The following is a 23177-nucleotide window of genomic DNA, read 5'->3' as shown; positions in this document are numbered from 1 at the left end:
GCTATTCATTGGGGGCGCATGGTTGGCTATGACAACTGTGGTTACAATTTCGCGGGTTGCTCCATTTTGGTGCGACTTGATGCTAGAATGGCGTCACTCGCATCATCCGGACCCACGCATCATGGGCGATCACTTCGCTACCAACCTCAAATTGGCCTGCAGCCACTACCGCTCTATCTCCGAGGTTTGCCGGCAGCTGTCGATCAACCGCGCGCAGTTCAACAAGTACCTGAGCGGCCAGAGCCGTCCGACGGCCTACAACCTCAAGCGCATCGGCGACTTCTTCGGCGTCGAGGATTACGAGCTGGGTCTGCCGGCGGAACAGTTCGCCCGCTTGATCGGCGCACGCAACCAGGAACAGCGTGTCGGTCCCCAGGACGACCCGATCAGCGAATTGTTCAAGCCACTGCATAAAGAAGCCGGCAACCTGTCGCGCTACTGCGGCTACTACTTCGAATATTCCAACTGCATGTCGGTGCCGGGCTCGATCCTGGTGTCGCTGGTGCACCTGTGGGAGGAGCGCGGCAGCTTTTTGTTCGAGCGCCAGGAACGCCAGGAGCGCAGCAGTGGCCTCGACCAGCACGCCGAGGTACGTTGCCGCTACCTGGGCGCGGCGTTCCAGCTGCAGGACCGGATGTTCCTGATCGACTACGAGTCGCTCACCTTCAACGAGATGAGCCAGACGATTCTCATCCCCAGTTTCAAGAGCCGCATCAGCCGTCTGAACGGCCTCAAGACCGGGGTCTCCAGCGGTGACCGGCGCAACCCGGCGTGCACCCGGGTGGTGTGGGAATACCTGGGCGAGGAGATCAACCGCATCAACGCCTATCGGCAGATCAAGCTGTACCGCCCGGACGATCCGCGTATCGATGACGACATCCGCGACCGGCTGAGTGCGGGGATGGTCAGCAACGGGTTGTTCGAGATTGAGTAGCTATGTCGCACAGGAAGCCATGATTGCGCGGCCAGCGCGCTCCCACAGGCCCCTGCTAAATCAGTAAGTCATGTGCAGGTCCATGAAAAGCGGACAGTACTAGTCGAGAATGAACGCCGCCACCGCATCGGCCACCTGGTCCGCCACCTCCGGTCGGTCGCGCAGGTGCGCGGCGATGCCGTGGTCGCAGTCGGTGAGCATCAGGCATTCCACATGGGGCGCGGGCACCGAGCGCAGCAAGGCGTGGGTGACCTCCTCGGGAATCGGGCTGTAGCGCTCGACGCCCGCCAGCCGCCGGGTGCCGGCCGAGGTGCCGGGCCCCTGGCCGTGGACCCTGGAGTTGAGCCCGTCGTATTCACCAATCACCAGCAGCACCCGGCCCTGGAACTGGCGCAGGAAGGCGTAGCTGTCGCAGTCGAGGAAGGCAAAAGGCTTGCGGATGGCCTCGCTGAAGGCCGGCCCGAAAGGCGCGGCATGGGCCGCGTCGGGGTAGACCGCCGGGCAGATCAGCACCAGCTTGCGTACGCTGGGGCGCTGGGCGGCCAGCTTCAGGGCGATGGCGGCGCCCAGGCTGTGGCCGACCAGGGTGTCGCTGCGGGCGTCTAGGTGTTGGTGAAAGCGCAGGGCCTCATCCAGGTTGCTGGCCAGTGAGGCATTCTTGGCCCCAGGTTCGCTGGCCAGGCTGTGGCCGGAGAGGTTGCCGGTCAGTGAGCCGATGCCCTGCTGCTGGAGGCGATAGAGCAACGGGTTGAGGCGGGTGAAGTCGGAGCGTGCGCCGCCGACCACGAATACCGTGGGGGCACGCTCGGCGTCCGGCAGCAGCAGGCGCGCCTGCTGGCGATAGTCGGCGAAATTCTCGTCGATGAACCGCTCCGGGCCGGGTGCGGGCTCGTCGAATTGCCATCTGGCGCGCTGTGCAGTGTTCAGTTCGGCATCCATGTTGATCTCCTTGAACAGGCCAGGCGCAGTATAAGTAGCTGTCGGCAAAGGCGGAATACCGCCCCGACCGGTGCCAATCGCCACGCGCCGCGCGCCAGGCCTTGCCTGGGTTGGACTTCCCCTGCCGGAAACAGCAAAATGAACCCTTTCCTCCATCGACCAGACCGGACCTGTTGACTCTATGCGTATGCGCCTGATGCTGTTGGGTGGTGGCAATGCCCTCGGGCAAGCGCTGATTCGTCTCGGGGCCGAGGAAGACATCGCCTTCCTGGCGCCTCGCCCGCCGGAAAACGGCTGGGATCCGGCCAGCCTGACTCTGCTGCTCGACGAGCAACGCCCGCACGCCGTGGTCAACCTGGCCTATTATTTCGACTGGTTCCAGGCCGAGTCCGTCAGCGAGCAACGTCTGGCCCAGCAGGAGCGGGCGGTGGAGCGGCTCGCCGAACTGTGCCAGCACCACGAGATGATCCTTGTGCAACCGTCCAGCTACCGTGTGTTCGATGGCTCGCGCGCCACCGCCTACAGCGAGAAGGACGAGCCGGTGCCGCTCGGCCTGCGTGGCCAGGCGCTCTGGCGCATCGAGCAGAGCGTGCGCGCTACCTGCCCGCAGCATGTGCTGCTGCGCTTCGGCTGGCTGCTGGACGAAAGCATCGACGGCGCGCTCGGGCGCTTCCTGACCCGCGCTGAACAGCCCCAGGAACTGCTGCTGGCCGATGACCGACGCGGCAACCCGACGCCGGTGGACGATGCCGCGCGGGTGATCCTCTCGGTGCTCAAGCAGCTCGATTGCCAGGCGCCGCTGTGGGGCACCTACCACTATGCTGGCAACGAGGCCACCACGCCGCTGGTGCTCGGCCAGGCGATCCTCACCGAAGCCACCCAGTGGCGCAAGCTGGCCGTGCAGGCGCCGACCGCCCAGGCCCACGCCGCCCGCCCGGATGCCAGCGAGGAGCCGCAGCACGCGGTGCTGGCCTGCAAGAAGATCCTTCACACCTTCGGCATCAAGCCCCGCGCCTGGCGCGCCGGCTTGCCGCCCTTACTGGACCGATTCTACCGACATGGCTGACGCCCCCATCCTGATCACCGGCGGTGCCGGCTTCATTGGCTCCCACCTGTGCGATGCGTTGCTGGAGAAAGGCTACGCGGTGCGTATCCTCGACGACCTGTCGACCGGCAAGCGCAGCAACCTGCAGCTCGGCCATCCGCGCCTGGAACTGCTCGAAGGCGATGTCGCCGACGCCGCCCTGGTGGCCCGTGCCGCCAGTGGCTGCCAGGCGGTAGTGCACCTGGCCGCGGTGGCCTCGGTGCAGGCCTCGGTGGAAAACCCGGTGAAGACCCACCAGAGCAACTTCATCGGCACGCTCAATGTCTGCGAGGCGATGCGCCTGAACGGCATCCGCCGCGTGCTGTTCGCCTCCAGCGCGGCGGTGTACGGCAACAATGGCGAGGGCCAGTCGATTGCCGAGGACACGCCCAAGGCACCGCTGACCCCCTATGCGGTGGACAAGCTGGCCAGCGAGCAATACCTGGACTTCTACCGTCGCCAGCATGGGCTGGAGCCGGTGGTGTTCCGCTTCTTCAATATCTTCGGGCCGCGCCAGGATCCTTCCTCGCCGTATTCGGGGGTGATCAGCATCTTCTGCGAGCGCGCCACCCGGGGTACGCCGATCACCGTGTTCGGTGATGGCGAGCAGACCCGCGACTTCCTGTTCGTCGGCGATCTGGTCCAGGTGATGGTGCAGGCGCTTGAGCAGCCGGTGGTGGAAGAGGGCGCGGTGAATATCGGCCTGAACCAGGCGACTTCGCTGAACCAGCTGCTCAAGGCGCTGGAGCAGGTGGTGGGCGGTTTGCCGGCGGTCAGCTACGGCCAGGCCCGCTCGGGTGATATCCGCCATTCGCGGGCGGACAATTCGCGCTTGCTGGCACGCTTCGCGTTCCCTGAGCCGACGCCGTTCGTCGAGGGGCTGGCGCGGTTGCTTGGCAAGGTCTGAACCTCTATTGCATGTAGGAGCGGCCTTGTGCCGCGAAAGGGGCGCGAAGCGGCCCCAATTATGCTAATCCCGCAACACTGCCAGGGCTGCTTTGCAGCCCTTTCGCGGCACAAGGCCGCTCCTACAGGGATCGTGCATGGCAGGTGGAGCAGGTATCACGTATGCCGGACCACCCGCCGGCGGCAATCCTCCGGCCGCACCTCCCGCCCATCCCGGGCCCGCACCTGCAGCGTCTCCAGCCCTTGGCCACGATCATCGACCAGCTGCGAGCGTGACTCCCCCTCCGTGAACAGGTAGCGCTCCCCCCACTGGCGCAAGCCAATCACGATCGGAAACACCGAGCGCCCCCGTTCGGTCAGCACATATTCCTTGTAGGCACTGCCATCCGAGGCCGGCTGCTGCACCAGCAGTTCAGCCTCGACCAGCAGCTTCAAGCGCGAAGCGAGGATGTTCTTCGCCAGCCCCAGGTTCTTCTGCAATTCGCTGAAGCGGCGCAGGCCGTCAAAGGCATCGCGCAGGATCATCAGCGCCCAACGGTCGCCGAGCACCTCCAGGGCACGGGCCACGGGGCATTGCTGGTTGTTCTGGTCGAGCATGGCGCGATCCTTGGGTGTCTATCTGGTTGCAGAATAAAACCACCTTTGTTAGAAAGCCAGTCATATGGTTTTAAATTGAAACCAGAATTGAAAGGGAGTTTTCGATGTCGACGCTCACCCGCGGATTGACGTTGTTGTTGGCCGCCGCCTGCGCCCTGGCCGTGGCCACGGTGTATCTCGCCCAGCCGCTGCTGGAGTCGATGGCGGCGAGCCTTGGGGTGAGCAGCGCCCGCGCCGGCCTGGTAGTCGGGATGACACAGGCCGGCTATGCCTTGGGGTTGCTGCTGATTGTGCCGCTGGGGGATCTGGTTGATCGCAAGCGGCTGATCCTCGGCCAGTTGCTGGTCTCATCCGGCGCCTTGCTGGCCGTGGCCTTTGCCGTGGACTGGGCCGTGCTGCTGGCCGCAATGGCCCTGGTCGGCCTGGCCGCGGTGGTGGTGCAAGTGATGGTGGCGCATGCCGCCACATTGGCCACGCCCGCCGAACAAGGGCAGGCGGTGGGCACGGTGACCAGCGGCGTGGTGCTGGGCATTCTCTCGGCGCGCCTGGTGTCGGGCGCAGTGGCCGACCTGCTCGGTTGGCAGGGTGTGTATGGCGTGGCGGCAGTGCTTGCGCTGGCAATGGCGGGGCTGCTCGCCTGGCGCTTGCCCGCCGCCAGGCCACAGGGGCCGGGGCAGCGCTATCGGGCGTTGTTGGCATCGGTGTTGCGGCTGTATCGACATGACCGCCTGCTGCGTCAGCGCGGCCTGTTCGCGGTGCTGGTATTCGCGGCGTTCAGTGTGCTGTGGAGCGCGATGGTGCTGCCCTTGAGCGCCGTGCCACTGGCGCTGGATCACACGCAAGTCGGGCTGTTCGGTCTGGCCGGCGTGGCGGGGGCACTGGCGGCATCGCGTGCCGGGCGTCTGGCGGATCAGGGGCATGGACGGCGGGTGACTGGCTGGGCATTGGGCCTGCTGACCCTGTCGTGGCTACCCATCGCCTACCTCGAGCAGTCATTGCTGGCGCTGGTAATCGGGATTCTGATGCTGGACCTGGCCGTGCAGGCGGTGCATGTGACCAACCAGAGTCTGCTGCTGGCGGGGCGCGGCGAGATGGCCAGCCGGCTGATCGGCGCCTACATGTGCTGCTATTCGATCGGTAGTGGGGTGGGGGCGGTCGTGGCGACCTGGGTGTACGGACAGTGGGGCTGGGTGGCGGTGTGCGGGGTCGGGGCGGGGATAAGCGCGCTCGCCTGGGGCTATTGGGGGTATCTCTGGAGCGTCGAGACGATGCGTGGCGGGCCCGCTCCGGAGGGAGCAGGCCCGCCTGCGAATCAGAACTTGTAGCCGATGCCGACCATGTAGACCCACGGATCGACATCGACGTCGACCTTGGTCTTGCCCACGCCCAGGGCGCTCGGGCCGTCGATGCTGGCCTTGGTGTCGATGTCGACGTACCAGACCGCGGCGTTGAGCAGCAGGTTGTCGGTGAGCATGTAGTCCATGCCCAGCTGGCCGGCGATGCCGACCGAGTCCTTCAGCTTCATGTTGCTGAAGCCCTGGGCCTTGCGGTCGCTGGTCAGGTCTTCATCGAAGAACATCGTGTAGTTAATGCCCACGCCGGCGTACGGCTGGAACTTCGAGGAGGGCGCCATCGGGTAGTACTGCAGCGACAGGGTCGGCGGCAGTTGCTTGATGTCGGCCAGCTTGCCGTCCAGGCCAGGGCCGAGGCCCTTGACGCCGACTTTGTGCTGGAACGGGGTGGCGGCCAGCAGCTCGAGGCCGATGTGATCGGTGAGCATGTAGGCGAAGGCCAGGCCCAGCTGGGTGTCGCTGTCCAGGGTCGCCTTGGTGCCCGAGACCTTGGCGCCGTCGAGCTTGATGTCGCCGCTGTTCTCGTTGGGCGCGGTGGTGATGGCGCCGGCGCGGAGGATGAAATCCCCCGCCTGGTGGGCGTGGGCGACAGGGGCTGCAAGCGCCAACGCGACGAGCGAGGCACCGAGCAAGGACTTGTTCATGGAAGCTCCCAGAGGACGTGAGTAATCGAGTAGTCCAATGGTACGAAGCCGACTAAACAGAAAGTTTGACCCAGCTCAAAGAAGCCGTGCTATCGGGGTGACGCAGTGCTCACTTCAGCTCATACGCGTAGATTTTCTCTGCTTCCATCTGGTAACCGGCATCCGCCAGCTCGCTGCTGCTGGCCTTGACCTGCATCGTGCCCTCGATCCAGTAGGGCTGGTAAAGGTCTTCGATGCGCACGCCCATCTCGCTGAAGATATGCACGATCTGGTTCGACGGCGGGGGCGGCACATGGATGCAGGCGCCGTAGTAGGGCACCAGGAGGAACTCGGTGGTGCGGCCTTCGTCGCTGACTTCCAGCGGCACGATGTAGCCGGGGATCTTCACCTGCTGGCCGTCCAGGGTTTTCACCACCGGTGCGTTGGGCGCCTGCTGGCGGGCGGCGGGGGCCGCCTCGGCGGAGAGCGCGTCGCTGATCTGCGACAGGTCGTGCAGGGGCGTCAGTTGCGGCGGGATGACCGGCGCGCCTTCGGGGATCAGGGCGGGCCAGTCCAGTTCGCGCGGGTCGGCGGCCCAGAGGGGAAGTGAAGCCATCAGCATGATCGTGAGCAGCAAGTACTGAACGATCGGTGTTGCCCTCTTCGCGGGTAAACCCGCTTCCACAGGAGGTGAGGCGATCCCTGTGGGAGCGGGTTTACCCGCGAAGAGGGCGGTGAAGTCTAGGGTCATATCTGTCATCTTAAAGATGAATCGACAAACCATCGGCCAACGACTGCCGATAGGCGCGCCAGGCCGGCACGCTGCCCATCAGCAGCGCCGCGCCGAGAATGATGGCCAGCAACGTCCACTCGTGGGCGCTCGGCCAGGCCAGTGGCAGGTATAGCCCATAGTTGGCCTGTACATAGCCTTGGGCCAGGGCGATGCCCGCATACAGCAACCCCAGCCCGGCGGCGATGCCCGCCAGCGCCAGGGCCAGTGCCTCGAGCACCAGCAGCCCGGCGATGTGCCAGGGACGGGCGCCCACCGAACGCAGGATGGCCATTTCCCGGCGGCGCTCGTTGAGGCTGGTGAGAATGGCCGTGAGCATGCCGATCAGGCCGGTGAGCACGACGAACAGCGACACCACGAACAAGGCCTGCTCCGCGGTGCCCATCAGGCTCCACAGCTCCTGCAGGGCCACGCCGGGCAGGATCGCCAGCAGCGGTTCGGCGCGGTACTCGTTGATCTCGCGCTGCAGGCTGAAGGTGGCGATCTTGCTGTTGAGCCCGAGCATGAAGGCAGTGATGGCCGCGGGCTGCAGGTCCATGGTGCGGGCCTGCTCGGCGCTGATGCGCCCGGCGCCACGGGCCGGCACGCCGTTGTGCCAGTCGATGTGGATCGCCTCCATGCCGGCCAGGCTGATGTGCAGGGTGCGGTCCACCGGGGTGCCGGTGCGCTCGAGCACGCCGACCACGGTGAACGGTTTGTCGTCATGCTTGACCAGGCTGATGGCGGCTACACCATGCGCCAGTACCAGCTTGTCGCCGAGCTTGTAGTGCAGCGCCTCGGCCACTTCGGCGCCGAGCACCACCTCGAACGGATCGTCGGCGAACGCCCGGCCCTGGCCGAGTGCCAAGTGCTGGCGGCGGCCGAACTGGTAATGGCTGAAGTAGTCGGTGGTGGTGCCCATCACCCGGTAGCCACGGTGCGAGTCGCCCAGGGAGATGGGGATCGCCCATTTCACCCGCGGGTCGCTGGCGTAGTGCTGGTAGCTGTCCCAGCGGATGTTGTTGGTGGCGTTGCCGATGCGGAACACCGAGTACAGCAGCAGGTTCACCGACCCCGAGCGGGCGCCAACGATCAGGTCGGTGCCGCTGATGGTGCTGGCGAAGCTGGCGCGGGCCTCGGTGCGCACCCGCTCGACGGCCAGCAGCAGGCACACCGACAGGGCGATGGCAAAGGCGGTGAGCAGGGCGGTGAAACGGCGGTTGGCCAGGCTGGCCAGGGCAAGGCGAAGCAGGTACATCAGGCCTCCCGGGGCTTGGCGGCGCGGTTGAGCTCGGCCAGGGACAGGTGCCGGTCGAACAGCGGCGCCAGGCTCTGGTCATGGCTGACGAACAGCAGGCTGGCGCCGGCGTCGCGGCACTCGTCGAACAGCAGGCGGATGAAGGCCTCGCGGGTATCGGCGTCGAGGGCCGAGGTGGGCTCGTCGGCGATCACCAGCTCGGGCTGACCGATCAGCGCCCGTGCCGCGGCAACCCGCTGCTGCTGGCCGATCGACAGGCTGTCGGCGCGGCGGGCGAGCAGGGTCGGGTCGTCCAGGCCCAGGTGAGCGAGCAGTTGGGCAGCGGCCTGGTCGATGCTGCCATGGCGCTGGGCGGCGCGGGCCGCGCGGCTTTTCGAGAAGCGGCAGGGCAGCTCGACATTCTCCCGCACCGACAGGAACGGAAGCAGGTTGAACTGCTGGAAAATGTAGCCGGTGTGATCGACCCGGAAACGGTCGCGCGCGCCCTGGCCCATGGCCGCGAGGTCCTGGCCAAGCAGGCGGATGCTGCCTTGCCCGGGGCGGTTGACGCCGCCCAGCAGGCCGAGCAGGGTGGTCTTGCCGCTGCCGCTGGGGCCCTTGAGGAACAGTGCCTCGCCGGGCTCCAGGCGAAATGCAGGGATTTCCAGCAGCGGCGCCTGGCCGGGCCAGGCGAACACCAGGTCATGCAGTTCGATCAGCGGCTGGTTCATTCAGAACGCGACCACGGCCTTGGCGGGGGTGGCCTCTATGCCTTTCTGCCCGTTGGGGCCGATCAGTTGCACGTTGATCTTCTGGGTCTGCGGGAAGGTCTTGAACAGTGGGCCGAGATCGATCTGAGCGAGTTTGCCCGGGGTGGCGCAGGTCAGCTGATAGTGGGCGTTGACGTCGGCGTGGGCGTGACCGTGCTCATGGCTGTCACCATCCTCGTCGGCCTGGGCGGCGTCACCGAACAGCGGGCTTTCCAGCTCCTGGGCGTCTTCCTTGCAGCCGGCGGCCGGGGCAACGCCGAACAGTTTCATGGGCTGTTCGAGCTGTTGGCGGGCGGCGGCGACCTTGGCCTTGTCGGCATCGCTGCTGGCCACGTGCTCGAAGCCGACGATGTTCATCGCCGGGCTGTCCAGTTCCAGTTCGAGGGTGTTGCCGTCGAGCACCGCATTGAGCTTGGCCACGCCATGCTCGTGGGCGCCGAGGGCGCCATGGGCGTGGTCATGATCGTGGTCGTCGTGGGCATGGGCCACGGCCAGGGGCAGCAGGGCGAAGGGCAGGGCGAGCAACAGACGACGCATGGACGGCTCCACAGGCGGCTTGGGAAAGATTTTGTGATGTTATAACAATTGTTCTTTGCCCCGCCAGCCTGCCTGGCACAGGTTTCATGTTCGTGGGAGCATGGCAGCATCGAGACTGGAGGCAGGGTACCTATCGTGAGAATTCGTGGACAGATCGGTGAATGGCCGGTGGACCTGACCGTCGAACTGGCGCCGGAAGAGTGGGCGCAGCTGGGACGTCGGCTGGAGGTGCCGGCGTCTGTCGAGGTGGTGCCGGTCACAGGCAGCCCGGCGCCTCGGCAGGATGACGGGCAATGGGCGGCGGCGCGAGAAGTGCTGCGCCAGGCGGGCCAGATGAGTGGGCCTGAGCTGCTGGAGCGCCTGGAAGGGCTGGCCGGGAGCATGGCGGCGGGCAAGCGGCTGTTGGTGCGCTTGCGCCACAGCAGTGAGGTGAAGGTGGAAAGCGGCGTGGATGCACCGGTGTATCGCTGGGTGGGGTGAGGGGTCGCTGTGCGGCCCTTTAGCCGCACCGCTCCAATTCACGATTGCCGGGGTGCTTTGCGACCCTTTCGCGGCACCAGGCCGCTCCTACAGGCGCGCGCGCTCGTCTGTAGGAGCGGCCTGGTGCCGCGAAAGGGCTGCAAAGCAGCCCCAGCAGCCTCAGAACAGCGCTGCAGACAGCTTGCGGCGATACACGCTGACCAGCGGGTGAGCGTTGCCCAGCAGTTCGAACACCTGCAGCAGCGCCTTCTGCGGCAAGCCGTTCTCATAGGCGCGGTTGCGCTGGAACAGCTTCAGCAGCCCATCCATCGCGGCCTCGTACTGCTGGCGCGCCAGCTGCTGGATGCACAGCTGGTAGGCCGCCTCGTCGTCCTGCGGATTCTGCGCCAGGCGGCTCTTCAACTCGGCGGCTTCCGGCAGGCTGGCGGCCTGGCGCAGGAAGGTCAGCTGGGCCTTGGCGCCGGCCAGGGCGGCCTTGTGTTCGTCGGTCTTGACCGCGTCGAGTACCACCTGGGCCTCGCCCAGCTCGCCGCGCTCGGCCAGGCAGCGGGCGTAGAGGATCAGCGCCTCGGCATTGCTGTTGTCTTCACCCAGCAGCACCTGCAGCAGCGCCTCGGCTTCGCTGAAGCGGCTTTCGGCGAATAGCGCCTTGGCCTGCTCCAGCGGCGCGGCGGCGGGCGGCGCGGGCATCTGCACATGGGGTTCGAGCATGGCGCGGATGGCCGACTCGGGCTGGGCACCGGCGAAACCGTCGACCGGCTGGCCGTCCTTGAACAGCACCACGGTCGGCAGGCTGCGGATACCGAACTGGGCGACGACCTGCTGCTCGACGTCGCAGTTGATCTTGGCCAGCAGCAGTTCGCCCTGGTAACCCTCGGCGATCTTCGCCAGCAGCGGCATCAGCGCCTTGCACGGCGCGCACCACTCGGCCCAGAAGTCGACCAGCACCGGCTTGTGGAAGGAGTTCTCGATGACCAGTTGCTGGAAGGTGGCATCGGTGGCATCGAAGATAAATGGTGTTTCCTGGCTCATCGTGACTCTCGCAAATCCGTGAATACCCCCACTATAAGGGCTCGCGGCTGGCATGGTACAGGCTGACCCGGCGGAATTCGTGCGGCTCGGCCAGATCCGGCAGGGTCAGCGCCTCGAGCACGCCGAGCGGGCGGTACAGCGGGTGGCTGAAGTCGCGCACCCGCGAGTCGGCCACCAGCGCCTGGCGACCACGGCTGAGGAACTCGTCCAGCAGCGGCAGGTTGGCGCGGTCGTAGAGCACATCGGCGACCAGGATCAGGTCGAAGCGGTCGGCCTCGGCGAAGAAATCGCTGCTGTAGCTCAGCGTCACGCCGTTCAGCGCGGCGTTGGCACGGCAGGCGTCCAGGGCCAGCGGGTCGAGGTCGCAGGCCACCACCTCCAGCGCGCCGGCCCGGGCGGCGGCGATCCCGGCGATGCCGGAGCCGGCGCCGAAATCCAGTACGCGCTTGCCGCGCACCCACTGCGGGCGCTCGGCCAGGTAGCGCGCCATGGCCAGGCCGCTGGCCCAGCAGAAACTCCAGTAGGGCGGCTCCTCGAGAATGCGCCGGGTTTCCTCGCGGGTGAATTCGCGGTCCATGTTCTGCTCGTCGATCAACCAGAGCTTCAGGTCGCACCCGGGCAGCTCGCTGACGATCAGGCGCGCTTCGCCGATCAGGCCGCTCAGGGCCTGTTGCAGGATTGCCGGGGCCATCTACGGTGCCTTTTCGAAACGCAGCGGGCCGGTGGCCTGGGTCTGGGCCTGGGCGATGCGAACCGGCGGCAGGTGCAGGATCAGCTGGCCGGAGCGGCTGGCGCGGCCGCGCAGTTCGACCCGGGCCCCGGCAGGGAAGGCTTCGGGGTTGAAGCGCAGGCGGTAGGGCAGGGCCTGGCCGGTGCCGCTCAAGGTGCTGCTGGCCAGCAGTTGCTGTGGCCGGCCACGCTCGTCGATCACCAGCAGGGCCAGTTCCACGTCGGCGCCCGCCGGGATTTCCAGCAGGGTACCGCTCAGCTCGCGCTGGTAGGCTGGCAGCGGGCCCAGGGGTTCGGTTTTCTTCGCCACCTTGGCCGGCACCGGGGCCGGGGCCTGTTCCGGCTTGGGGCGGTCGCTGCCGCAGGCGGCGAGCAGGGCGGCGCAACACAGCACGACGAGCGCTCGAGGGTGCATGGGGTAGTCCTTCACGGGCAGATTTGCATGGATGGTAAACCCTTTGGCTTGTCTTGCCAGTGCAATGCGCTACCATGGCCCTCCCTTTTTTTGTTGCCTGCCACCATGCACTGTCCGTTTTGCGGTGCCAACGACACCAAGGTCATCGACTCGCGTCTGGTCGCCGAGGGCGAACAGGTGCGTCGCCGGCGCGAATGCGTCGCCTGCGGCGAGCGCTTCACTACCTTTGAAACCGCCGAGCTGGTCCTGCCCCGGCTGATCAAGCAGGACGGCACGCGCCAGCCCTTCGACGAAGACAAGCTGCGCGCCGGCATGCAGCGCGCGCTGGAAAAGCGCCCGGTCAGCGTCGAGCGCCTGGAAGCGGCGCTGGCGCACATCAAGAGCCGCCTGCGCGCCACCGGCGAGCGCGAAGTGAAGTCGCTGGTGGTCGGTGAGATGGTGATGGCCGAGCTGCGCAAGCTCGACGAGGTGGCCTACATCCGTTTCGCCTCGGTCTACCGGCGCTTCCAGGACCTCGACGAATTCCGCGAAGAAATCGACCGCCTGGCCCGCGAGCCGGCTAAAGAGTAAGCATGTCCAGCCAAGCCATTCTCGACGCCCACTACATGGCCCGCGCTGTGGAACTGGCCCGCAAGGGCCTGTACAGCACCCACCCAAACCCCCGCGTGGGTTGCGTGATCGTGCGTGACGGCGAGGTGGTCGGCGAAGGCTGGCATGTGCGCGCCGGCGAGCCGCACGCCGAGGTCCATGCCTTGCGCCAGGCCGGCGAGCGCGCCCGCGGCGGCTGCGCCTACGTCACCCTCGAACCCTGCAGCCACCATGGCCGCACGCCGCCGTGCGCCGAGGCGCTGGTCAAGGCCGGGGTGGCGCGGGTGGTGGCGGCCATGCAGGACCCCAATCCGCAAGTGGCCGGCAATGGCCTGCGGCGCCTGCGCGAGGCCGGCATCGAAGTCGCCAGCGGCGTGCTCGAGGCCGAGGCCCGCGCGCTCAATCCCGGGTTCCTCAAGCGCATGGAGCAGGGCCTGCCGTTCGTGCGCGCCAAGCTGGCCATGAGCCTGGACGGCCGCACCGCCATGGCCAGCGGCGAAAGCCAGTGGATCACCGGCCCTGCGGCGCGTGCCGCGGTGCAGCGCCTGCGCGCGCGTTCCAGCGTGGTGCTGACCAGCGCCGAGAGCGTGCTGTTCGACCAGGCCCGCATGACCGTGCGCGGCGAGGAACTGGGCCTGGATGACGCCCTCACCGCCCTGGCCCTGTCGCGTCCGCCGTTGCGCGTGCTGGTCGACGGGCGCCTGCGCCTGCCGCTGGACGCGCCGTTCTTCCAGGCCGGCCCGGCGCTGGTGGTGACCGCCGCGGGCGAAGACCCGCGCTACGCGGCCGCCGGCCATGAACTGATCAACCTGCCCGGCAGCGCGGGCCGCGTCGACCTGCCTGCACTGCTGCGCACCCTGGCCGGGCGCGGGGTCAACGAAATCCTGCTGGAGGCCGGCGCCGGCCTGGTCGGCGCCTTCGCCCGCCAGGGCCTGGTCGACGAGTACCAGCTGTTCGTCGCCGGCACCTTCCTCGGCTCCGACGCCCGTCCGTTGCTGGACTGGCCGCTGTCGAAAATGAGCGAGGCGCCGCGACTGAAGATCACCGAAATGCGCGCGGTCGGCGATGACTGGCGAGTCACTGCCATCCCCCTGCCGCCCCCCGGCGTATAATGCCAGGCTTGCCTCGCGCAGCCCGTATCTAGGAGAACACCATGTTCACCGGCATCATCGAATCCATCGGCACCATCCGCAGCCTCACCCCCAAGGGCGGTGACGTGCGCGTCTACGTAGAGACCGGCAAGCTCGACCTGGGCGACGTCAAGCTCGGCGACAGCATCGCGGTCAACGGCGTGTGCCTGACCGCCGTCGAACTGCCCGGCGACGGCTTCTGGGCCGACGTCAGCGTCGAGACCCTCAAGCGCACCGCCATGGTCGATCTCAAGAGCGGCAGCCGGGTCAACCTGGAAAAGGCCCTGACCCCCACCACCCGCCTGGGCGGCCACCTGGTCAGCGGCCACGTCGACGGCGTCGGCGAGATCGTCTCGCGCGCCGATAACGCCCGTGCCATCCAGTTCCGCGTGCGCGCGCCCAAGGAGCTGGCCAAGTACATCGCCCACAAGGGCTCGATCACCGTCGACGGCACCAGCCTGACGGTCAACGAAGTCGATGGCGCCGAGTTCGAGCTGACCATCGTCCCGCACACCCTGTCCGAAACCATCATGGCCGACTACCGCGCAGGGCGTCGGGTGAACCTTGAGGTCGACCTGCTGGCCCGTTACCTGGAGCGTCTGCTGCTGGGCGACAAGGCCGCCGAGCCGAGCAAAGGCAGTGGCATCACCGAAAGCTTCCTGGCCGCCAACGGCTTCTTGAAATCCTGATTGAGAAGGGGGTGCCGCGTGGCGCTCAACAGCATCGAAGAACTGGTCGAAGACATCCGCCAGGGCAAAATGGTCATCCTCATGGATGACGAAGACCGCGAGAACGAAGGCGACATCATCATGGCGGCCGAGTGCTGCCTGCCCGAGCACATCAACTTCATGGCCAAGCACGCCCGTGGCCTGATCTGCATGCCGATGACCCGCGAGCGCTGCGAGACGCTCAAGCTGCCACTGATGGCGCCGCGCAACGGCTCGGGCTTCGGCACCAAGTTCACCGTGTCGATCGAGGCCGCCGAAGGCGTCACCACCGGCATCTCCGCCGCCGACCGCGCCCGCACCGTGCAGGCCGCCGCCGCCAAGGACGCCAAGGCCGAGGACATCGTCAGCCCCGGCCACATCTTCCCGCTGATGGCCCAGCCCGGCGGTACCCTGGCTCGCGCCGGCCACACCGAGGCCGCCTGCGACCTGGCGCGCATGGCCGGCTTCGAGCCGAGCGGGGTGATCTGCGAGGTGATGAACGACGACGGCACCATGTCGCGTCGCGCAGAACTGGAAGTGTTCGCCGCCGAGCACGGCCTGAAGATCGGCACCATCGCCGACCTGATCCACTACCGCATGATCCACGAGCGCACCGTGCAGCGCGTCTCCGAGCAGCCGATCGAGAGCGAGCTGGGCCAGTTCAACCTGGTCACCTACCGCGACGCGGTGGAAGGCGACGTGCACATGGCCCTGACCCTGGGCAAGATCTGCGCCGAAGAGCCTACCCTGGTGCGGGTGCACAACATGGACCCGCTGCGCGACCTGCTGATGGTCAAGCAGCCGGGCCGCTGGAGCCTGCGCGCGGCCATGAGCGCCGTGGCCGAGGCCGGCAGCGGCGTGGTGCTGCTGCTGGGCCACCCGCTGGACGGCGACGTGCTGTTGGCGCATATCCGCGAGAGCGCGGGTGATGCCCCGGCGAAAGCGCCGACCACCTACAGCACCGTCGGTGCCGGTTCGCAGATCCTGCGCGACCTCGGCGTGCGCAAGATGCGCCTGATGAGTTCGCCGATGAAGTTCAATGCGATATCCGGATTCGATCTGGAAGTTGTAGAATACGTGCCCTCCGAGTGACTTGAGGCGGCATTTCGCCCCCTGGACTCGAGTCAAAACCCTCCCGAGGCCGCCACCGCGCGGCCTCGCTCTTGAAGATGAGAACTCCGGAATGACCCTGAAGACCATCGAAGGTACCTTCATCGCCCCCAAAGGTCGCTATGCTTTGGTGGTTGGCCGCTTCAACAGCTTCGTCGTCGAAAGCCTGGTAAGCGGTGCAGTCGATGCCCTGGTACGCCACGGCGTCAGCGAAAGCGACATCACCATCATCCGTGCCCCGGGCGCGTTCGAAATCCCGCTGGTAGCGCAGAAAGTCGCCCAGCAGGGTGCTTATGACGCGATCATCGCCCTGGGCGCGGTGATCCGTGGCGGTACCCCGCACTTCGAATACGTGGCGGGTGAGTGCACCAAGGGCCTGGCCCAGGTGTCCATGGAGTTCGGTGTTCCGGTGGCCTTCGGCGTCCTGACCGTCGACTCCATCGAGCAAGCCATCGAGCGTTCCGGCACCAAGGCTGGCAACAAAGGTGCCGAAGCTGCCCTGTCGGCCCTGGAAATGGTCAGTCTGCTGGCGCAGTTGGAGGCCAAGTGATTAGCGACGAAAGCGATCGTTTCAACCCGCGCGATCCAAAACCTGCGGATGCCGGCAAGCCCTCGAAGAGCGCCAAGCGTCGCGAAGCCCGCAAGCTCGCCACGCAAGCGCTCTACCAGTGGCACATGGCCAAGCACTCGCTGAACGAAGTGGAAGCGCAGTTCCGGGTCGATAACGATTTCTCCGATGTCGACGGCGCCTACTTCCGCGAGATCCTGCACGGGGTCCCGGCGAAGAAGGTCGAGATCGACGAGGCGCTCAAGCCTTGCCTGGACACGCCGCTGGAAGAACTCGACCCGGTCGAGCTGGCCGTGCTGCGCCTGTCCACCTGGGAGTTCATGATGCGCGTCGACGTGCCGTACCGCGTCGTCATCAACGAAGGCGTGGAACTGGCCAAAGTCTTCGGCGCCACTGACGGCCACAAGTTCGTCAACGGCGTGCTGGACAAGCTGGCTCCGCGTCTGCGTGAGGCGGAAGTCAAGGCGAACAAGCGCTGATCGCGGCGCTGACCAGCCATGGGTGAGTTTGAGCTGATCCGTCACTACTTCGCCGCCGCGCCTTGTGCGCAGGGTGGCGAGGGCGTGGCCCTGGGGATCGGCGACGACTGTGCCCTGCTGGACCTGCCCGCCGGCGAGCAGCTGGCGATCTCCACCGACACGCTGGTGGCCGCTGTGCATTTCCCCGCAGTCTGCGACCCGCTGCTGCTGGGCCAGCGTTCGCTCGCCGTGGCGGCCAGCGACCTGGCGGCCATGGGCGCCACGCCCATTGGCTTCACCCTCGCCCTGACCCTGCCCGAAGTCGGCCCGGACTGGCTGGCAGCCTTCGCCGATGGCCTCGGCCGCATGGCTCACCGTTGCCGCATGACCTTGATCGGCGGAGACACCACCCGTGGGCCGCTGAGCATCACCGTGACCGTGTTCGGCCGGGTACCGGCAGGCCAGGCCCTGCGCCGCAGCGGCGCGCAGCCAGGCGACCTGCTGTGCGTCGGTGGTTTCCTGGGTAACGCGGCGGGGGCCTTGCCGCTGGTGCTGGGCGAGCGCGAGGCGGCTGCCGAGGTGGCCGGCCCGCTGCTGGAGCACTACTGGTCGCCCTTGCCCCAGTTGCAGCTGGGCGAGCGCCTGCGCGGCCTGGCCACGGCGGCACTGGATATCTCCGACGGGCTGCTGGCCGACTGCGGGCATATCGCCAAGGCGTCCGGCGTCGCGCTGGAGGTGAACCTGTCGCAGGTCCCCGTGTCTGCTCCTTTACAGGCTTTCCTGGGGCGCGAGGCGGCAGTGCAGGCGGCGCTCACTGGCGGCGACGACTACGTGCTGGCGTTCACCCTGCCGGAAAGCGCACTGACCTCCCTGGCCCGCGAGGTGCACGTCATCGGGCGTGTGCTGCAAGGCCAGGGCGTGACCCTGCGTGACCCGCAGGGCCAGGACATCACCCCCGTGCAGCGGGGCTATCAACATTTCAGGGAGACACCGTGACCGACCACCCCAACCAGGTGCCTGCGGAGTTCGTTCCGCCTTCGGTCTGGCGCAACCCGTGGCACTTCATCGCTTTCGGCTTCGGCTCGGGCACTTTGCCCAAGGCCCCCGGTACCTGGGGTTCGCTGGTGGCGCTGCCGTTCATCCCGTTGTGGCAGATGCTGCCCGACTGGGGCTACTGGCTGCTGCTGGGCATCAGCATGCTGTTCGGCGTGTGGCTGTGCGGCAAGGTGGCCAACGACTTGCGCGTTCATGACCACGAGGGCATTGTCTGGGACGAGATCGTCGGCATGTGGATCACCCTGTGGCTGGTGCCGGAAGGCTGGCAGTGGCTGCTGGCGGGGTTCCTGATGTTCCGCTTCTTCGACATCCTCAAGCCGTGGCCGATCCGCTGGGTCGATCGCCATGTGCATGGTGGGTTCGGGATCATGCTCGACGATATCCTGGCCGGCGTGTTCGCCTGGCTGGGCATGCAGGTTCTGGTGTGGGCGGTGGCCTGATACAGGGAGCGTTGCGATGGCCTTGAGGAGTGTGTTGCTGGCGTGGGTGCTGCTTTGCGCAGTGCCCGGCGTCATGGCGCAGGAGCAACAGGTGCGCCTGGTCAGCGAGGAGTGGCTCGACTACACCAACGCCGATGGCAGCGGGCTGGCCTGGGACGTGCTGCGCAAGGTGTTCGAGCCTGCCGGCGTCAAGGTCAAGGTGCTGAGCGCGCCGTACAGCCGCGCGGTCGGCCTGGTGAAACGGGGCGAGGCGGATGCCTGGGTCGGCTCCTACAAGGAAGAGAACGACGACAATCTCTATCCGCGCTGGCATTTCGACCTGGACCATATCTATGCCTTGGGCCTGGCCGGCAAGCCGCAGCCGACGCTGGACACCATCGGCCAGTACCGCCTGGCCTGGGTGCGTGGTTACGACTACGCCAGCTATCTGCCCAACGTCCACAATTTCCGCGAGGTTCAGCGCCGCGAAGGCATATTGCCCATGCTCGAGCATGACCGGGTGGATTTCTACATCGATGCGCAGACCGAGGTCGAGTTCGTGCTAGGTCAGGCGCCCGAGCCACAGCGTTTTCGCAGCACCCATGTCGCCGAGCTCCCGCTGTACCTGGCCTTCACCCGCAGTGCCCAGGGCGAGGCCTTGCGTGACCTGTTCGACCGGCGCATGGCGCAACTGGTGCGCAGCGGTGAGTTGAAGCCGATCTTCGAGCGCTGGAAGCAGCCGTATCCGTTTACAGCGGATAGTCAGCCGCATTGAGGCTTGTGTCACTGCTCTTGTAGGAGCGGCCTTGTGCCGCGATGGGCTGCGTAGCGGCCCCAGCAATTTCGATGGTGGCTCGGAATCTGGGGCCGCTGCGCAGCCCTTTCGCGGCACAAGGCCGCTCCTACAGGATTTGGTCCTTGTTCCATAAGCATCGAACTTTTCGATCTTAAGCCACCATATTCCTCCTGCGCACCTGCGCCGGGCTGCTGATACAATCGGCCGATCTGAAAAATCCTACTATCCAGGAGCACAACGTGCCCGTCGTCTTTGTTGCCGCCTCTAAACTCCCGACTCCCTTTGCGATCTTCACCATGCATGGCTTCCTCGACGAAGCCACCGGCCGCGAGCATGTGGTGCTCAGCCTGGGTGATATCGCGGACGGCGAGCCGGTGCTGGGGCGCCTGCACTCCGAGTGCCTGACCGGCGATGCGCTGTTCAGCCAGCGCTGCGACTGCGGCTCGCAACTTGAAGCCGCGTTGCAGGCCATCGCCCGCGAAGGCCGTGGCGTGCTGCTGTACCTGCGCCAGGAGGGCCGTGGCATCGGCCTGCTGAACAAGATCCGCGCCTATGAGCTGCAGGATGGCGGCGCCGACACCGTCGAGGCCAACGAGCGCCTGGGCTTCGCCGCCGACCAGCGCGACTACGCCATGTGCCTGCCGATGCTCGAGCACCTGGGCGTGAAGTCGCTGCGTTTGATGACCAACAACCCGCGCAAGGTCAAGGCGCTGACCGACATGAGCATCAAGGTCGCCGAGCGCGTGCCGCTGCACACCGGCCACAATCCGCACAACCGCCTGTACCTGGCCACCAAGGCCGACAAGCTTGGCCACATGATGGGCAACAAGCACCAGGGCGAGGTGCCCCAGGCGTGACCCGCGCCGAGGTCAAGCGACGACTGGCCCTGGCCTGGTGGCAGTACCTGGCCGTGGGCCTGTTGCCATTGCCGATAATGGCCTGGGCGTTCGATGGGGGAGCGCCGCTGATCCCGGTGCTGGCCATGCCCTTGTTCATCGCCGGGGCCGCGACCATGTTCCTCAGCCTGCCGCGCTTCGGCGCCTACAAGCGGGCGTTGATCGCCACCGACAAGCAGCTGGGCACGGCGGACGAACCCGCTGCCTGGATCGAGCTGGCGCGGGTCAGGCGCCTGGCCATGCTGTTCGCCTGCTTCCCGGCCTGGGTCGCGGCGCTGTCGGTGCTGGTCGGGCTGGAGGCGGTGCCGCAGATCCTCCTTGCCCTGTCCACCGTGGTGGTGCTGTACCTCTACCGTATTCCGCGCCAGCTCGGCTGATGCGGGCGTTTCTCGCCTCCCTCGCTTTATTGTGTCTCGGTACCCTGGCCGAGGCCGGGCCGCGGGTGGTCAGCCTGGCACCGTCGATGACCGAGATCATCCTCGAACTGGAGGCCGGCGACCTGTTGGTGGGCCTGCTGGACGCGGGTGAGCGTCCGCCGAGCCTTCAGGCCCTGCCCTCGGTCGGGCGCCATGGCCAGCTGGACATGGAGCGCCTGCTCAGTCTCAAGCCTGACCTGCTGCTGCTCTGGCCCGGCAGCGTCGCGCCGGCCCAGCGCGACCAGCTCAAGCGCCTGGGTATCGCCACGTTCAGTGGCGAGCCCGGCGACCTCGACCAGTTGATCGAGCAGATCGAAACCATCGCCCGGCGCCTCGGGCGAGACGAGCAGGGCCGCGCCTATGCCGCCGACCTGCGTGAGCGACTGCAGGCACTGCGGGAGCGCTACCGGCGCGACACGCCGCTGAAGGTGTTCTACCAGGTCTGGGACAAGCCGCTGTATACCCTGGGCGGGCGCCAGGTGGTCAGCGATGCCCTGCGCGTCTGCGGGGCGCGCAATGTGTTCGATGACCTGACTCAGCCTGCGCCGCAGGTCAGCGTGGAATCGGTGCTGTTGCGCGATCCCGAGGTGATCCTGGCGGGTGACATGACGCAGCTGGCTAGCTGGCGTCGCTGGCCACAGCTGAGCGCCGTGCAGGAGGAAGGCTTGCTGGTGGTGCCGGACAAGGGCCTGGAGCGGCCCAGCGGGCAGATGATCGAGGCCACCGCCCGGCTGTGCGCGCTGCTGGAGGCTAGAGGGTCGGGGTCCAGGTGAGGCTCAGCAGCCAGGTGCGGCCTTCTTCGCGATAGCCGTAGTCGGCCCTCTGATGGTTGTACAGGGTGCGGCTGTAACGCTTGTCCAGCAGGTTGTCGAGCTTCAGGTCGACCTTCAGTTCGCGGGTGGCTGCCCAGCCACCGCGAATGCCCAGCAGCCCGTAACCGCCGATGGGGGCTTCGTTGGTTTCGTCGTTGTAGCTGCCGCTGACGGCCTGCCAACTGGCGCCGACATTGAAGCGGTCGAATTGACGATCGATATCCAGGCTCAGGGTACGCCGGGCGCGCCGGGCGAGCGTATGGCCGTTCTTTTGGTCGCGCGGGTCGATCAACGCCAAGCCTAGCTGTGATGTCCAGGCTCCCCATTGCTGGTCCAGCGCCATCTCGAAGCCATTGATGCGGGCCTGGGCAACGTTGCGCATGGCATCGGCCTCTTCGTCGTAGTTGATGGCGTCTCGCAAGTCGGTGCGATAGAGCGAAGTTTCCAGGCGGCTGCTGTCGGTCAGTTGGCTGCGCCATTGCACTTCATAGGACTTCGAGTGCTCCGGCTTGAGGTCTGGGTTGCTGAACCCGGGGTAGTAGAGGTCGTTGAATGTAGGGGCACGGAACCCCTCGCTGTAGGACAGCAGCAGGTCATTGCGGGCGTTCAACGGCAGCGTCAGGCTGCCGCTCCAGGTGGTCTGGCCACCGAACTGCTGGTTCTTGTCGTGGCGCACACCAAGCTCGGTCGAGAAGTGATCGCCCTGGAACCGGTGCTGGGCGAAGGCTGCACGGTTCCAGCGGCTGTCCTCGTTGAAGTCGGTGCTTGCATGTACACGGTCTTCGTACCACTCGCCACCCAGCAACAGGCTGTTGCGGTCATTCAGTGTCAGATCGTTCTGCCAGGTGACTTGGTCGCGGTAGGTGTTGAACGGTGAGCTCTTGTGCGTGAGCTTGTCGCGGCTGTCATCGCGGTTTTCACTGTGGGCCACTTCCAGTCGGGAGTGCCACTGCTCGGCCAGTTGGGCGTCAAGGTAGCTGCCCAGGCTGCTGACGGCGAAGTTCGAGTAGGGCATCTGCGGGCTGCCGCCACGAGGCTCGTCGAACTCACGACGCCCTCGGTTATCGAGCAGGTTCAGACCCGCCTCGAAACGCTCGTTGAAGGTATGGCTCAGGCTCAGGTTGAGCGAGCGGTTGCGGTAGGCGTCATGGTCACCATCGCTGGCATACGACGGGCCGGTCGAATCGATACCGGCGGTTTCGTCCAGGCTGGCGCCGAGGTTGAAGCGGGTCGCGCTATCGCCGCCCGACAGCCCCAGGCTGCGTTGCCAGGTCTGATTGCTGCCGGCCGCCAGGCGCAGGCGCGGTTGCATGCCCGGGTCGCCGCCACGACGGGTGAAGATCTGGATCACCCCGCCAATGGCGTCGCTGCCGTAGACCACCGAGCGCGAGCCGCGCAGCACTTCCACACGTTCGATCTGGTCGACGTCGAGAAACTGCAGGCCACTGTCGCCAGAGGTGGCATTGGCAATGCGCACGCCGTCGACCAGCACCAGGGTCTGGGCGGCCTTGGTGCCGCGGATGAAGATCCCGGGCAGGCTGCCGCGGCCGCCGGTGGGCGCGACCTGCACGCCGGGGACACGGGCGAGCAGGTCGGTGACGCCGCTCGGCTGCAGGCGGTCGATATCGGCACGGGTGAACACTGTGTTGGCGGCGCTGGTGGCGCTGCGCGACTCGACCTGGCGGCTGGCGCTGATCAGTACGTCGGGAAGCTTCAGGGCGTCGTCGCGGGAGGGTTCGGCGGCCAGGGCGGCGGCGGGGAGGCAGAGCAGGGGGAGGGCGCGGATCTTCATGGGCAGTTCCATTGCAATCGCGGGG

Annotated in this window: 28 protein-coding genes; 17 read left to right on the top strand and 11 right to left on the bottom strand. The window is 66.7% G+C overall.

Annotation, left to right across the window (positions count from 1 at the left end; all coding sequences use genetic code 11):
* Positions 1-121: 121 nt before the first annotated feature.
* A complete protein-coding gene (locus V0R62_RS19320) occupies positions 122-934 on the top strand; it encodes a helix-turn-helix domain-containing protein (RefSeq protein ID WP_050703571.1) in 813 nt (270 codons plus the stop codon).
* Between the two features lie 99 nt (positions 935-1033).
* Here V0R62_RS19320 and V0R62_RS19315 read toward each other — a convergent pair whose 3' ends face one another.
* Positions 1034-1873 (bottom strand): alpha/beta hydrolase, encoded by an 840-nt coding sequence (locus V0R62_RS19315; protein WP_330104869.1) that lies wholly within the window; start codon positions 1871-1873, stop codon positions 1034-1036.
* Between the two features lie 181 nt (positions 1874-2054).
* On the opposite strand from V0R62_RS19315, the gene V0R62_RS19310 reads away from it, so the two are divergent.
* Positions 2055-2939, top strand: a complete 885-nt coding sequence (locus tag V0R62_RS19310) for a sugar nucleotide-binding protein (RefSeq protein ID WP_028690262.1) — start codon at positions 2055-2057, stop codon at positions 2937-2939.
* Complete coding sequence (locus V0R62_RS19305; RefSeq protein WP_186714300.1) at positions 2932-3864, top strand: NAD-dependent epimerase/dehydratase family protein; 933 nt, start codon at positions 2932-2934, stop codon at positions 3862-3864. The genes V0R62_RS19310 and V0R62_RS19305 overlap by 8 nt, the downstream gene beginning before the upstream one ends.
* 155 nt (positions 3865-4019) lie before the next feature.
* Here the strand turns inward: V0R62_RS19305 and V0R62_RS19300 are convergent, their stop codons facing one another.
* Entirely contained in the window at positions 4020-4460 is a 441-nt protein-coding gene (locus tag V0R62_RS19300; protein WP_330104868.1) for a winged helix-turn-helix transcriptional regulator, read from the bottom strand.
* A 104-nt stretch (positions 4461-4564) separates the two neighbouring features.
* Here V0R62_RS19300 and V0R62_RS19295 point away from each other — a divergent pair, with 104 nt between their 5' ends.
* Entirely contained in the window at positions 4565-5785 is a 1221-nt protein-coding gene (locus V0R62_RS19295; RefSeq protein ID WP_330104867.1) for an MFS transporter, read from the top strand.
* On the opposite strand, the gene V0R62_RS19290 is transcribed toward V0R62_RS19295, so the two are convergent.
* The 5 genes from V0R62_RS19290 to V0R62_RS19270 all read right to left on the bottom strand — a co-directional run bounded on the left by V0R62_RS19290 (position 5773) and on the right by V0R62_RS19270 (position 9748).
* A complete protein-coding gene (locus V0R62_RS19290; RefSeq protein WP_028690266.1) occupies positions 5773-6456 on the bottom strand; it encodes an OmpW/AlkL family protein in 684 nt (227 codons plus the stop codon). The genes V0R62_RS19295 and V0R62_RS19290 overlap by 13 nt on opposite strands.
* Before the next feature lie 109 nt (positions 6457-6565).
* Positions 6566-7057: a DUF3299 domain-containing protein gene (locus V0R62_RS19285; protein WP_330104887.1), complete on the bottom strand. Its 492-nt coding sequence runs from the start codon at positions 7055-7057 to the stop codon at positions 6566-6568.
* Positions 7058-7196: 139 nt separating this feature from the next.
* The gene (locus V0R62_RS19280) at positions 7197-8462 is read right to left on the bottom strand and encodes an ABC transporter permease (protein WP_330104866.1); all 1266 of its coding nucleotides are present in this window, start codon (positions 8460-8462) and stop codon (positions 7197-7199) included.
* Entirely contained in the window at positions 8462-9172 is a 711-nt protein-coding gene (locus V0R62_RS19275) for an ABC transporter ATP-binding protein (RefSeq protein WP_050703578.1), read from the bottom strand. Before V0R62_RS19275 ends, V0R62_RS19280 begins: the two co-directional genes overlap by 1 nt.
* Positions 9173-9748, bottom strand: a complete 576-nt coding sequence (locus tag V0R62_RS19270; RefSeq protein ID WP_330104865.1) for a DUF2796 domain-containing protein — start codon at positions 9746-9748, stop codon at positions 9173-9175.
* Positions 9749-9883: 135 nt separating this feature from the next.
* Between V0R62_RS19270 and V0R62_RS19265 the strand changes: the two genes are divergently transcribed.
* Positions 9884-10228, top strand: a complete 345-nt coding sequence (locus V0R62_RS19265; protein WP_330104864.1) for a hypothetical protein — start codon at positions 9884-9886, stop codon at positions 10226-10228.
* Between the two features lie 159 nt (positions 10229-10387).
* Here V0R62_RS19265 and trxA read toward each other — a convergent pair whose 3' ends face one another.
* The 3 genes from trxA to V0R62_RS19250 are packed head-to-tail and all read right to left on the bottom strand — an operon-like array spanning position 10388 to position 12404.
* Positions 10388-11260 carry a thioredoxin gene (gene trxA, locus V0R62_RS19260; RefSeq protein WP_330104863.1) on the bottom strand — a complete coding sequence of 291 codons (873 nt, stop codon included), beginning with the start codon at positions 11258-11260 and terminating at the stop codon, positions 10388-10390.
* A 31-nt stretch (positions 11261-11291) separates the two neighbouring features.
* A complete protein-coding gene (locus V0R62_RS19255) occupies positions 11292-11951 on the bottom strand; it encodes a class I SAM-dependent methyltransferase (RefSeq protein ID WP_330104862.1) in 660 nt (219 codons plus the stop codon).
* A complete protein-coding gene (locus tag V0R62_RS19250; RefSeq protein WP_028690274.1) occupies positions 11952-12404 on the bottom strand; it encodes a YbaY family lipoprotein in 453 nt (150 codons plus the stop codon).
* Positions 12405-12509: 105 nt separating this feature from the next.
* On the opposite strand from V0R62_RS19250, the gene nrdR reads away from it, so the two are divergent.
* The 12 genes from nrdR to V0R62_RS19190 all read left to right on the top strand — a co-directional run bounded on the left by nrdR (position 12510) and on the right by V0R62_RS19190 (position 21321).
* The gene (gene nrdR / locus V0R62_RS19245) at positions 12510-12974 is read left to right on the top strand and encodes a transcriptional regulator NrdR (protein ID WP_009685710.1); all 465 of its coding nucleotides are present in this window, start codon (positions 12510-12512) and stop codon (positions 12972-12974) included.
* Between the two features lie 2 nt (positions 12975-12976).
* Positions 12977-14104 carry a bifunctional diaminohydroxyphosphoribosylaminopyrimidine deaminase/5-amino-6-(5-phosphoribosylamino)uracil reductase RibD gene (ribD, locus tag V0R62_RS19240; RefSeq protein ID WP_330104861.1) on the top strand — a complete coding sequence of 376 codons (1128 nt, stop codon included), beginning with the start codon at positions 12977-12979 and terminating at the stop codon, positions 14102-14104.
* Positions 14105-14145: 41 nt separating this feature from the next.
* Complete coding sequence (locus tag V0R62_RS19235) at positions 14146-14811, top strand: riboflavin synthase (protein ID WP_028690276.1); 666 nt, start codon at positions 14146-14148, stop codon at positions 14809-14811.
* Positions 14812-14829: 18 nt separating this feature from the next.
* On the top strand, positions 14830-15921 hold the full coding sequence (ribBA, locus tag V0R62_RS19230) for a bifunctional 3,4-dihydroxy-2-butanone-4-phosphate synthase/GTP cyclohydrolase II (protein WP_050703586.1): 1092 nt from the start codon (positions 14830-14832) through the stop codon (positions 15919-15921).
* Between the two features lie 91 nt (positions 15922-16012).
* Complete coding sequence (gene ribH / locus V0R62_RS19225; protein ID WP_003255395.1) at positions 16013-16489, top strand: 6,7-dimethyl-8-ribityllumazine synthase; 477 nt, start codon at positions 16013-16015, stop codon at positions 16487-16489.
* Complete coding sequence (nusB, locus tag V0R62_RS19220; RefSeq protein ID WP_028690278.1) at positions 16486-16986, top strand: transcription antitermination factor NusB; 501 nt, start codon at positions 16486-16488, stop codon at positions 16984-16986. The genes ribH and nusB overlap by 4 nt, the downstream gene beginning before the upstream one ends.
* A gap of 18 nt (positions 16987-17004) precedes the next feature.
* On the top strand, positions 17005-17961 hold the full coding sequence (thiL, locus tag V0R62_RS19215; protein ID WP_330104860.1) for a thiamine-phosphate kinase: 957 nt from the start codon (positions 17005-17007) through the stop codon (positions 17959-17961).
* Positions 17958-18461: a phosphatidylglycerophosphatase A family protein gene (locus V0R62_RS19210; RefSeq protein ID WP_023632630.1), complete on the top strand. Its 504-nt coding sequence runs from the start codon at positions 17958-17960 to the stop codon at positions 18459-18461. Before thiL ends, V0R62_RS19210 begins: the two co-directional genes overlap by 4 nt.
* Before the next feature lie 16 nt (positions 18462-18477).
* The gene (locus V0R62_RS19205; protein ID WP_330104859.1) at positions 18478-19215 is read left to right on the top strand and encodes a substrate-binding periplasmic protein; all 738 of its coding nucleotides are present in this window, start codon (positions 18478-18480) and stop codon (positions 19213-19215) included.
* Positions 19216-19475: 260 nt separating this feature from the next.
* Entirely contained in the window at positions 19476-20093 is a 618-nt protein-coding gene (gene ribA, locus V0R62_RS19200) for a GTP cyclohydrolase II (protein ID WP_011531972.1), read from the top strand.
* Positions 20090-20509: an MFS transporter gene (locus tag V0R62_RS19195; RefSeq protein ID WP_330104858.1), complete on the top strand. Its 420-nt coding sequence runs from the start codon at positions 20090-20092 to the stop codon at positions 20507-20509. The genes ribA and V0R62_RS19195 overlap by 4 nt, the downstream gene beginning before the upstream one ends.
* On the top strand, positions 20509-21321 hold the full coding sequence (locus tag V0R62_RS19190) for a cobalamin-binding protein (protein WP_330104857.1): 813 nt from the start codon (positions 20509-20511) through the stop codon (positions 21319-21321). The genes V0R62_RS19195 and V0R62_RS19190 overlap by 1 nt, the downstream gene beginning before the upstream one ends.
* Here the strand turns inward: V0R62_RS19190 and V0R62_RS19185 are convergent.
* Positions 21299-23164, bottom strand: coding sequence for a TonB-dependent receptor domain-containing protein (locus V0R62_RS19185; RefSeq protein ID WP_330104886.1), 1866 nt, complete (start codon positions 23162-23164; stop codon positions 21299-21301). The two genes, V0R62_RS19190 and V0R62_RS19185, sit on opposite strands and share 23 nt — an antisense overlap.
* Positions 23165-23177 lie beyond the last annotated feature (13 nt).

This window comes from Pseudomonas carassii (genome assembly GCF_036324045.1).
In the GTDB taxonomy this organism is placed as follows: domain Bacteria; phylum Pseudomonadota; class Gammaproteobacteria; order Pseudomonadales; family Pseudomonadaceae; genus Aquipseudomonas; species Aquipseudomonas peradeniyensis.
The sequence above is the reverse complement of the archived record's forward strand: the minus strand, read 5'-3'. Positions and strand labels throughout refer to the sequence as shown.